Genomic DNA, 10,411 nt, shown 5'->3' on the forward strand with positions numbered 1-10,411 from the left:
CTGTTAATAGCCTGCGTCTTGAAAACGGCAAAAGGCCCTTGCCGCTCAGGCAGATAGTTGCGCTAGCCGTCGAGCAGCTCCAGATGCAGACATTGCGCCACATTTTCGGCGTTTGGGTTCTTGAGGCGTGGCACGCGCCCCAGACACGGCGCGGGCAGGCGTTCGGCCAGAGTGGCGAGATTCTCTTCAAGCCGCGAGGTCTTGCTGTCGGTCACGTTAGCGACCCAGCCCGCCAGTTGCAGACCGTCTCGAGCGATGGCTTCAGCCGTCAACAGCGCGTGATTGATGCAGCCCAGCCGCACGCCCACCACCAGAATCACCGGTAATCCCAGCGCAATGGCCAGGTCGGACAGATTGCTCTGGTCGGCCAGCGGAACCCGCCAGCCGCCCGCGCCTTCGATCAGGGTGAAGTCCGCCCGCTTGTTCAAAATGTGCTGCATCGGCTGCAACAGAGAACGAACGGTCAGCGCCACGCCCGCTTCCCGGGCCGCAAGATGGGGCGCGATCGCCGGTTCGAACGCTATCGGATTGACTTCGTCGTAGCCCAGTTCGATAGAGCATTCGGCCTGCAGCGCCAGTGCATCCGGGTTGCGCAGCCCGTGCGGCGTCACTGCACAGCCGGATGCGACGGGTTTGCCTGCCGCAGTGCTCAGTCCGATCGCGCGGGCCGCGTGCAGCAAGCCTGCCGCAACGGTGGTCTTGCCTGCATCGGTATCGGTTCCAGTGATGAAATACGCAACGCTCATCTCGGCGGTCGTCCCTTTTGAAGTGAACCCGATCAGGGTTTTTCGAGTACCGCGTAGACCACCTGGTAAGTGGCGGGCAGCCCAGCGTCCTGACGAAAGTGCTCGTACGCCCGGACCAAGCCTAGAATCCGTTCGCGTCCCGTCAAGCCACCGGGCCGCCCGGGATTGAGGTTGTGCGCGCCCAGTGCTTTCAGTTCATGGGTCAGACTGCGCACATCCGGGTAATGCAGCACGTGCGGGCATACCTCAAGGCGGCTGACCCGCAGGCCGCTTGCCGCGCACAACTGGCGATAGTCGTCCTCATGCCGGAAACGGTTGACGTGCACGCGGCCATCAACGGTCCTCCAACTGTCGCGCAACTCATACAGCGTGCCGGTGCACAAGCTGGCAAACGCAAACACCCCGCCCGGTTTCAATACCCGAAAGGCCTCATCGAGCACGGCCTTGAAGTCTGCACACCATTGCACGGCGAGACTGGAAAAAATCAGCTCGCAGGCTTGATCGGCCAACGGCATGTGCTCGGCATCGCCAGCCACGAAGTGATGCGCACCGCCCAAAGGCTGTGCATGACGCAACATGCCTTCAGCGATGTCCAGCGCGATGCCGTCGCTGTCGGCAAACGTCTGCGCCAGCACGCGGCTGAAATACCCCGTACCGCTGCCCAGATCGAGCCAGCGAGCTGGGCTGAGTCCGGCAGGCAGGCAGGACATCAACGTGTGCCCGACGGTGCGCTGTAATTCGGCGACGCTGTCGTAGCTGCCCGCCGCACGTGAAAAAGACGCGGCAACCTGGCGCTTGTCAGGCAGGCCCGGCGACAGCACCCCATGGGAAAGGTCAGTCATGTTGCGGCCCATGTTCTGATTCATGAAGAAAAGCCTGGATCGCCGCCGCCACACCGTGAGGGTTTTCCAGGAGAAAGGCGTGACTGGCCTGCTCGATCACGCCGACTTCGACGTCCGGCAGCAGGTCCAGTAGATCGCTCGCGGCTTCGGCCGGAACGAACGCATCGAGCCCGGCGAACAGGTGCAACTGCGGCCCGCGATAGGTCTGTAGCGCGCTGCGGGTGTCGAGTTGTTGAAGGATTTTCAGGCCATCGACCAGCGCGGTCGCCGACGTGTGCGGCGCGCCCGCCTTGAGCAGGCGCGCCAGGCCGCGAGAATCTTCCGCGCCTTGCGTGCACAACAGGCTGAAACGCTTGAGAGTCGCGTCGGGCTCAACGGCACAACCGGCCAGAAAGGCATCGAAATCCTGCACAGGCATTGCGTGAGGCCAGGCGCCCTGCGTGACGAAGCAGGCGTTGCTGGCCAGCGTGAACAAGCCGCAACAGCGTTCGCCGCGACGCGCGGCCAGTTCGGCGGCGAGCATGCCGCCCAGCGACCAGCCACCCAGCCAGGCGTCGTCCGGCACATTGGCGTCCAGTTCGTCGAGCCAGTCCGCGAGGTCGCTGCTGTCAATGTCCGGCAACGGCTCGACTTCGACGCGCAAATGCTCATCCAGTCCGCGCAGCGCAGCCGCCAGCGGTTCGAGTGGCGAAACACCCAGGCCCCAGCCTGGCAGCAGGATCAAACGGTCACGCATGATCGGGCTCCATGGATTCAACCGTGCCCAGCAGCGGATAACACTGCTCCAGTGCCTCCAACAATAGCTGCACTTGCGCCTCGGTGTGGGCCGCAGACAGCGTCACTCGCAGACGGGCACTGCCAACCGGCACGGTGGGCGGGCGAATGGCGGTCACCATCAGCCCGCGCTCGCGCAGCAGGTGTGACAGGCGCAAGGCGCGCCCGGCATCGCCAATCACAATCGGCTGGATGGGTGTGAAGCTGTCCATCAATTGCAGACCAAGCTGCGCAGCCCCTTCGCGGAACTGGCGGATCAGCCGGGCCAGATGCTCGCGACGCCAGTGTTCGGTGCGCAGCAGTTCCAGACTCTTCAGTGTGGCGCAGGCCAGTGCTGGCGGCTGGCTGGTGGTGTAGATGTAGGGCCGGGCGAACTGGATCAGTGTCTCGATCAACTCTTCACTGCCCGCCACGAACGCGCCGGATGTGCCGAAGGATTTGCCGAGGGTGCCGATCAGCACCGGCACGTCTTCCATGCTCAAGCCGAAATGCTCGACGAGTCCGGCACCGTTGGCACCCAGCGGACCGAAGCCATGCGCATCATCGACCATCAGCCAGGCGCCCCTGGCCCTGGTGGCACGTGCCAGCGCAGGCAGGTCGGCCACGTCGCCATCCATGCTGAACACGCCATCCGTCACCACCAGCGTATCGCCCACAGCCTTGTCCAGCCGGGACTCCAGGCTGGCAACGTCGTTATGCAGATAGCGGGAAAAGCGTGCGCCGCTGAGCAGTCCGGCGTCGAGCAACGAAGCATGATTCAGGCGATCTTCCAGCACCGTGTCGCCCTGCCCGACCAGCGCCGTCACCGTGCCGAGATTGGCCATGTAGCCATTGGAAAACAGCAGCGCACGCGGACGGCCGGTCAGTTCGGCCAGGGCCTCTTCAAGTTCATGGTGCGGCGTGCTGTGGCCGATCACCAGATGCGACGCACCACCGCCCACGCCCCAGCGCTCGGCACCGGCCTGCCAGGCGGCAATCACGTCGGGGTGATTGGCCAGCCCCATGTAATCGTTGTTGCAGAACGCGAGCAGCGGCTTGCCATCGACAACGACCTGCGGTCCTTGCGGGGTTTGCAGCAACGGGCGCTGACGATAGAGGTGTTGAGTGCGACGAGCGTCGAGGCGCGTGCGGAGATCGAAAGACATGCAGGCCCTGCCCCGATGAAAGTGATTCGAAGCGGCCCGGCGCCAACCGGCCCGCTCAACGCAGATCGATGGATCAGGCGGACGCTGCGTCGTAGAACATCGCGCTGCTTTGCTGTTCGACCAGCGCCTGCTCGATGGCGGCCTGATGCACTTCGTCCGGATGCTCTTCGCCCGCTTCCGGCTTGATGCCCAGACGCGAGAACAGCAGCATGTCTTTGTCGGCCTGCGGGTTGGCCGTGGTCAGCAACTTGTCGCCGTAGAAAATCGAGTTGGCACCGGCGAAGAACGCCAGCGCCTGCATCTGCTCGTTCATGGCTTCGCGACCGGCCGACAGGCGCACATGGGATTGGGGCATGAGGATCCGCGCCACCGCCAGCATGCGGATGAAGTCGAACGGATCGACATCTTCGGCGTTTTCCAGCGGCGTACCGGCGACCTTCACCAGCATGTTGATCGGCACCGATTCCGGATGCTCTGGCAGGTTCGCCAGCTGGATCAGCAGGCCTGCGCGATCATCCAGCGATTCGCCCATGCCCAGAATGCCGCCCGAGCAGATCTTCATCCCCGACTCCCGCACGTAGGCCAGGGTCTGCAGACGCTCGCTATACGTACGGGTGGTGATGATGCTGCCGTAGAACTCCGGCGAGGTGTCGAGGTTGTGGTTGTAGTAATCCAGCCCGGCGGACGCCAGCGCTGCGGTCTGCTCCTGGTCCAGACGCCCGAGCGTCATGCAGGTTTCCAGGCCCATGGCCTTCACGCCTTTGACCATCTCCAGCACATACGGCATGTCTTTGGCCGACGGGTGCTTCCAGGCCGCGCCCATGCAGAAACGCGTCGAACCGATAGCCTTGGCGCGAGCGGCCTCCTCAAGCACTTTCTGGACTTCGAGGAGCTTTTCCTTTTCCAGACCGGTGTTGTAGTGACCCGATTGCGGGCAGTACTTGCAGTCTTCCGGACAGGCGCCGGTCTTGATCGACAGCAGGGTGGAGACCTGGACGCGGTTGGCGTCGAAATGAGCGCGATGCACGGTCTGCGCCTGAAACAGCAGGTCATTGAATGGCTGTACGAACAGCGCCTTGACCTCGGCTAAAGTCCAGTCGTGACGCAGAGTGGCGGTGATGCTGGCGCTCATCGGGGCGGCTCCTTGGTGTTTGTGGGGGCTGTGCGCCGGGGAACAAAGACCACAAGCGCTACACGGATGTTGGGCATATTTAAGGAAGAGCCATGCGCTGTCAACCAACCTATGAACACGAGGTTTACATCTGGTTAAAAAACAAACAACAATGCCTGTTATGCGATGAACGCAGCGATGTTTCGGCGCCAATCTGCGTGCCCTGCGAAACCGAGCTGCCCTGGCTCGGCGAGCAATGCGAATGCTGCGCCCTGCCCCTGCCGATGGAGGGCATGAGTTGCGCGCAATGCCTCAGAAAGCCACCGGGCTTCACCCAGGTTGTCGCGCCGTGGCGGTATGACTTTCCCATCGACAGTCTGATCACCCGCTTCAAGCACCACGGCAAATGGCCCTTCGGACGGTTGATGGGCGAATTGCTCGGGCAGTTTCTGCAGCACCGTTTCGATGAAGGGCTGTTGCGTCCCGACTGTTTGGTACCGGTGCCGCTGGCCAACAAGCGCTTGCGTCGGCGAGGCTTTAATCAGGCGGCCATGCTGGCTCACTGGCTGGGCAGACAGCTGCAATTGCCAGTCGATGACCAGCAAATCTTGCGCAGTCGGGAGACGCCCAACCAGCAAGGTCTCGATGCCAAGGCTCGCAAACGCAATCTGGAAGGGGCGTTCGCATTGAAGGATGCCGACGGGTTCTACGGCAAGCATGTGGCGCTGGTGGACGATGTACTGACGACCGGCTCCACTGCGGACGCGATCGCGCGTCTGCTCAACCGTGCCGGTGCCAGCCGGGTGGACGTCTACTGCCTGGCAAGAACGCCCAGGCCGGGAGATTGATCAAGCGAAAACCCGGCCCGCCAGTCTTCGCGGACAATTGCCTGCTCACGCCGTACACTCGTCCCCTCCGCCACCGCCTTCGAACCGCCATGCCTTTACCGCCATCACTCACCCAGCACATCGTCCGTCGTCCGCAACGCATTGCGCTGTTGCAGCACATCGCCGAGCAGGGTTCGATCACCCGCGCCGCGAAAAGCGCCGGGTTGAGTTACAAGGCGGCATGGGACGCCATCGACGAGTTGAACAACCTGGCGCAAAAACCTCTGGTCGAGCGCAGCGTGGGTGGCCGTGGCGGCGGTGGGGCCAGGTTGTCGGCGGAAGGCGAGCGCGTGCTGCGTCTTTATCAGCGGGTACAGACGCTGCAGGCTCAGGTGCTGGAAGCCGCCGAAGACAGCAGCGATCTGGCGCTGCTCAACCGGCTGACGTTGCGCACCAGTGCGCGTAACCAGTTGCTGGGGCGGATCGTGAGCATCACCCGTCAGGGTCATTACGACCAGGTTCGTCTGCAACTGGCCGAAGATACATTTATTGAGGCGCAAGTTACCCACGACAGCACGCTACGCCTGGAACTGGACATCGGGGTCGAAGTGGTTGCGCTGATCAAGGCCGGCTGGCTGGAACTGTTCGCCGAAGACCACTCCGAAACATCGGGAAACAATTGCCTGTTCGGCCAGATCGAAGAGGTTATCCTCGATGAGGACGGCCCCAGCGAAGTCCGTATCTTTCTACCCAGCGGCCATACCCTGTGCGCTCTGGCGAGCAACTCCGCATTACACACTCAGCACCTGAAAACCGGCAAACCGGTGCAAGTCTGCTTCGCTCCATCCCTGGTCCTGCTGGGCACACCGCTCTAACGTTTCGCACGCCCCGTCACGACACAATTCCGTCATACACGCGCTTTAACGTAGCGACCACATTTGTGGGAGCCGTGATGATGAAACTACTAGAAGAAAATCAGTCCACCGACCTGGAAAAAATGGTCGGCCTCACCCGCCGCGGTTTCATCGGCGCGGGTGCCTTGTGTGGCGCAGCGATGTTTCTGGGTGGCAACCTGTTGAGCCGCAGCGCGCTGGCCGAAGGCATCAGCACCGCTTCGCGCAGGTTGCTGGGTTTCGACAGCATTTCCATTGCAACCAGCGATGACATCAGCCTGCCACGCGGCTACACCTCGTCCGTGCTGATCAGTTGGGGGCAACCTTTACAGACCGGCGGACCGGCGTTCGACCCGAGCGGCAAGGGCTCGGCACGGGATCAGGAAGTGCAGTTCGGTGACAACAACGATGGCATGAGCCTGTTCCAGATGCCCGGCCACCGCGATCGCGCCCTGATGGCGATCAACAACGAATACACCAACTACCGCTACCTGTTCGATCACGGCAAATCGCCGCAGTCGGCCGAAGACGTGCAGAAGGCCCTCGCCGCCGAAGGTGTCTCGGTAATCGAGATCCGGCAGAAAAACGGCAAGTGGCAGTTCGTGCAGGGCTCGCGTTACAACCGTCGTGTCCACGGCAATACGCCTATTCGCCTGAGCGGCCCGGCTGCCGGGCACGAGTGGCTCAAGACCGAGGCAGACAGGAGCGGCACCCGTGTACTGGGCACGTTCCAAAACTGCGCGAACGGTAAGACGCCATGGGGCACTTACCTCACCTGCGAAGAAAACTTCACCGATTGCTTCGGCAGCACCAATCCGGACCAGACGTTCGATGCTGCCATGAAGCGCTACGGCGTAGTGGCCGCCAGCCGGGACAACAACTGGCACCTGTACAACCCGCGTTTCGACGTGGCGAAAAACCCCAACGAGGTCAACCGTCACGGCTGGGTGGTCGAGATCGATCCGTTCGATCCTGATTCGACACCGGTCAAACGCACCGCTCTGGGCCGTTTCAAGCATGAAAATGCTGCCTTCACGCTCAGCAAGAGCGGACGCGCCGTGGTGTACATGGGCGACGACGAACGCGGCGAGTTCATCTACAAATTCGTCAGCCGCAACAAGATCGACCGTATCATCCCGAAAAACAACCGCAGCCTGCTGGACCAAGGCACCTTGTACGTGGCGCAGTTCGACGGGGGCGACAACAACCCGGACCGTCCGAGAGGCAAGGGCCGGTGGATTGAGCTGACCCACGGCAAGAATGGTCTGAACGCAGCCGCAGGCTTCAACAATCAGGCTGAAGTGCTGATTCATGCTCGTCTAGCCGCCAGCGTAGTGAACGCCACGCGAATGGACCGCCCGGAATGGATCGTGGTCAGCCCCAAGGATGGCCAGGTCTATTGCACGCTGACCAACAACTCCAAACGTGGTGAAGACGGCCAGCCGGTCGGTGGCCCGAACCCACGGGCGAAGAACCAGTACGGACAGATCCTGCGCTGGCGTGAAACGGACGATAACGCGTCGGCCATGACATTCGAGTGGGACCTGTTCGTGGTGGCGGGCAATCCGACCGTGCACTCGGGCACGCCACAGGCCGGCTCCAGCAACATCAATGCGCAGAACATGTTCAACAGCCCGGACGGCCTGAGCTTCGACAAAGCCGGTCGGCTGTGGATCCAGACCGATGGCGACTCGAGCAACCAAGGCGATTTCGCGGGGATGGGCAACAACCAGATGCTCTGCGCCGATCCGGCCAGTGGTGAGATTCGGCGCTTTCTGGTCGGGCCGGTCGGCTGCGAAATCACCGGCATCAGCTTCGCGCCGGACTATCGCACGATGTTCATCGGCATCCAGCACCCCGGCGAAAACGGCGGATCCACCTTCCCTGAGCTCCTGCCCAACGGCAAACCACGCTCGTCGGTGATGGTGATTACCCGCGAGGACGGCGGGATTATCGGCGCCTGACAGTCAGTCTTGAGCGGCACGTCCACTCCAGCGGCGGACGTGTCCGGGAAGGCGCTATCACGCCTTCCCGGCCCCTTAATCGATCAATCCGTTCGCGTCATAAAACGGGTACGGCCCTTCGTACTCGCCAAACACTGCGTTATGGGTGACCAGTCCCTGTTCAGGGTGCCAGCGGTGCAGCAGGTAACCTGCCGGTTCCAGGTTGAAATGCGCAGGCGCGTTGTCGTCCAGATCGAGCACGATCTGGTGCGAGGTGCCGGGGCAGACGCAGGTCAGGCTGCCACCGAAACGACGCTGCATCGGCCGGTGCAAATGCCCGCACAACAACCGCTCGACCTGAGGATGCCGAGCGATCACGCGCTCCAGCTCTGCCGCGTTGATGAATGGCTGGCGATCCATATGGCCGATGCCGGACATGAACGGCGGGTGGTGCAGGATGATCAGCGTCGGCACATCCGGACGGCGTGACAACTGCGCGTTCAGCCAATCGAGCTGGCAGAAGTCCAGTTGCCCGCCATGTTCGCCCGGAATGGTCGAATCCAGTCCGATCAAACGCAACGGATGCTGTTCCACAACCCAGTCCAGCGGACCCTTGGCCGACAGCGGCAGGTACACGTGATCGGCAAATGCGGCCAGCAACTGTTCGCGGTCATCGTGATTGCCGGGCACCAGATAAAACGGCATCTGCAAACGTTCCAGCTCCGGCTTGAGCACGGCGTACTCATCGGCGTGGCCGAAGTCCACCAGATCGCCGCTGACAATCACGATGTCAGGACGCTGTTTACGGGTGTTGATCTGTTCGACAGCATGGCGCAGCGCACCCAGCGTATCGACAACGCCGTAGCTGAAGCGGCCATCGGCTTTAAGGTGCAAGTCACTGATCTGGGCAACAAGAAACGGACGATTCAAAACGATCCCTCGATGAAAAGCGACATTACGAATGCAGGGTAAACAGTGTTTGCGGATCGACGTTCAGGCACAGACTCGCGCCTGCCGGATAGATCAGGTTGTCGGCACTGTCGACCAGCAAGGGTTGCGGGCCGCCGACATCCACCAGCAAGCGGCTCTGCGCGCCCTGGAAGAACTGGCCGACCAGACGCCCTCGTAACTGACCCCGCTCAGGCGTCAGGCGCAGGTGTTCCGGTCGGCAATACACCGTGCTCGGCAGCTCCAGGCCCGACCACGGCACCTCACCGCCCGCGACCTTGAGGCCTGACGCCGTTCGCCCTTCGACGCTGAACGCGTTGAGGTTGCCAACAAAACCGGCCACGAACGCATTGGCCGGCTGTTGATAAATGTCCCTCGGCGTCGCCAGTTGCGACATACAGCCTTTTTCCATGACCAGAATCCGGTCACCCAGGGCCATCGCTTCGCCCTGATCATGGGTCACGAAAACCGAGGTGATGCCCAAACCGCGCAGCAACTGATCCAGCTCACTGCGCAAGCGCTCGCGCAGTTGTGCATCCAGCGCGGCCAGCGGTTCGTCGAGCAGCAGCACACGAGGACGCGGCGCCAGCGCACGCGCCAACGCCACACGCTGACGCTGCCCGCCGGACAGCTCGTTGATGCGGCGCGTTTCGTGTCCGTTCAGGCCTACCAGCTCCAGCAACTCATCACAGCGCTTGTTGCGCTCGGCGGGCGACAGGCCGCGAATCTTCAAGCCATAGACGATGTTGCCTGCCACATCCAGATTGGGAAACAGCGCATAGTTCTGAAACACCATGCCGACATCACGCCGTTCGATGGGCAGACGCGTGACGTCCTGATCGTCGAACAGCACCTGCCCGACATCCGGCCGCTCCAGTCCGGCGATCAGGCGCAGCGTGGTGGTTTTGCCGCAGCCGGACGGACCGAGAATCGCCAGCGTTTCGCCGGGTTCTATGGTCAGGTGCAGATCCTGTACAGCCACGGTGCCGTCGGCAAAAGCCTTGCGGCAGCCCTTCAGGCGAATGGTCGTGCCGCTCATCGGCTGTCTCCTCGGGCAAGACGGGCGCTGATGGCCTGCAGCGCCATCAGCAGCGGCACGATCAGCAATAGAAAAAGAAGGGTGTAGGCGCTAGCCACTTCCAGCCGCGCCGAGGCATAACTGTCGGCCAGACCGACCGGCAG

10 protein-coding genes and 1 pseudogene are annotated in these 10,411 nt (G+C 62.3%); 3 read left to right on the plus strand and 8 right to left on the minus strand.

Annotated features, from left to right (window positions below):
* Positions 1-62: 62 nt before the first annotated feature.
* From bioD to bioB, 5 genes are all read right to left on the minus strand, one after another.
* Entirely contained in the window at positions 63-746 is a 684-nt protein-coding gene (bioD, locus tag BZK31_RS01480; protein ID WP_083180989.1) for a dethiobiotin synthase, read from the minus strand.
* 32 nt (positions 747-778) lie between these two features.
* On the minus strand, positions 779-1,588 hold the full coding sequence (gene bioC, locus BZK31_RS01485; protein WP_083180997.1) for a malonyl-ACP O-methyltransferase BioC: 810 nt from the start codon (positions 1,586-1,588) through the stop codon (positions 779-781).
* Positions 1,581-2,324 (minus strand): alpha/beta fold hydrolase, encoded by a 744-nt coding sequence (locus BZK31_RS01490; RefSeq protein WP_083180990.1) that lies wholly within the window; start codon positions 2,322-2,324, stop codon positions 1,581-1,583. The genes bioC and BZK31_RS01490 overlap by 8 nt, the downstream gene beginning before the upstream one ends.
* A complete protein-coding gene (gene bioF / locus BZK31_RS01495) occupies positions 2,317-3,507 on the minus strand; it encodes an 8-amino-7-oxononanoate synthase (protein WP_083180991.1) in 1,191 nt (396 codons plus the stop codon). The genes BZK31_RS01490 and bioF overlap by 8 nt, the downstream gene beginning before the upstream one ends.
* Before the next feature lie 73 nt (positions 3,508-3,580).
* Positions 3,581-4,639, minus strand: coding sequence for a biotin synthase BioB (gene bioB / locus BZK31_RS01500; protein ID WP_083180992.1), 1,059 nt, complete (start codon positions 4,637-4,639; stop codon positions 3,581-3,583).
* 92 nt (positions 4,640-4,731) lie between these two features.
* Between bioB and BZK31_RS01505 the strand changes: the two genes are divergently transcribed.
* The 3 genes from BZK31_RS01505 (at position 4,732) to BZK31_RS01515 (ending at position 8,302) form a co-directional block, all read left to right on the plus strand.
* Positions 4,732-5,466: a ComF family protein gene (locus tag BZK31_RS01505; protein ID WP_083180993.1), complete on the plus strand. Its 735-nt coding sequence runs from the start codon at positions 4,732-4,734 to the stop codon at positions 5,464-5,466.
* An 89-nt stretch (positions 5,467-5,555) separates the two neighbouring features.
* Positions 5,556-6,320, plus strand: a complete 765-nt coding sequence (locus BZK31_RS01510; protein ID WP_083180994.1) for a TOBE domain-containing protein — start codon at positions 5,556-5,558, stop codon at positions 6,318-6,320.
* An 80-nt stretch (positions 6,321-6,400) separates the two neighbouring features.
* Positions 6,401-8,302, plus strand: coding sequence for a PhoX family protein (locus BZK31_RS01515; RefSeq protein WP_083180998.1), 1,902 nt, complete (start codon positions 6,401-6,403; stop codon positions 8,300-8,302).
* A gap of 75 nt (positions 8,303-8,377) precedes the next feature.
* Here the strand turns inward: BZK31_RS01515 and BZK31_RS01520 are convergent, their stop codons facing one another.
* The 3 genes and pseudogenes from BZK31_RS01520 to BZK31_RS01530 form a co-directional block, all read right to left on the minus strand.
* Positions 8,378-9,211, minus strand: a complete 834-nt coding sequence (locus tag BZK31_RS01520) for a phosphodiesterase (RefSeq protein WP_083180995.1) — start codon at positions 9,209-9,211, stop codon at positions 8,378-8,380.
* Positions 9,212-9,236: 25 nt separating this feature from the next.
* Entirely contained in the window at positions 9,237-10,268 is a 1,032-nt protein-coding gene (locus tag BZK31_RS01525; protein ID WP_083180996.1) for an ABC transporter ATP-binding protein, read from the minus strand.
* Positions 10,265-10,411, minus strand: a pseudogene (locus tag BZK31_RS01530) (ABC transporter permease); the annotation flags it as partial. The pseudogene BZK31_RS01530 and the gene BZK31_RS01525, both read right to left, overlap by 4 nt.

It is taken from the genome of Pseudomonas floridensis (genome assembly GCF_002087235.1).
In the GTDB taxonomy this organism is placed as follows: Bacteria; Pseudomonadota; Gammaproteobacteria; order Pseudomonadales; family Pseudomonadaceae; genus Aquipseudomonas; species Aquipseudomonas floridensis.

Excerpts from the sequence above, each read along its gene's own strand:
- bioF (WP_083180991.1), bottom strand. The coding sequence starts at position 3,507 with ATGTCTTTCGATCTCCGCACGCGCCTCGACGCTCGTCGCACTCAACAC.
- BZK31_RS01505 (WP_083180993.1), top strand. The coding sequence starts at position 4,732 with ATGCGCTGTCAACCAACCTATGAACACGAGGTTTACATCTGGTTAAAA.
- BZK31_RS01490 (WP_083180990.1), bottom strand. The coding sequence starts at position 2,324 with ATGCGTGACCGTTTGATCCTGCTGCCAGGCTGGGGCCTGGGTGTTTCG.
- bioB (WP_083180992.1), bottom strand. The coding sequence starts at position 4,639 with ATGAGCGCCAGCATCACCGCCACTCTGCGTCACGACTGGACTTTAGCC.
- BZK31_RS01510 (WP_083180994.1), top strand. The coding sequence starts at position 5,556 with ATGCCTTTACCGCCATCACTCACCCAGCACATCGTCCGTCGTCCGCAA.
- BZK31_RS01515 (WP_083180998.1), top strand. The coding sequence starts at position 6,401 with ATGAAACTACTAGAAGAAAATCAGTCCACCGACCTGGAAAAAATGGTC.
- bioD (WP_083180989.1), bottom strand. The coding sequence starts at position 746 with ATGAGCGTTGCGTATTTCATCACTGGAACCGATACCGATGCAGGCAAG.
- BZK31_RS01525 (WP_083180996.1), bottom strand. The coding sequence starts at position 10,268 with ATGAGCGGCACGACCATTCGCCTGAAGGGCTGCCGCAAGGCTTTTGCC.
- bioC (WP_083180997.1), bottom strand. The coding sequence starts at position 1,588 with ATGACTGACCTTTCCCATGGGGTGCTGTCGCCGGGCCTGCCTGACAAG.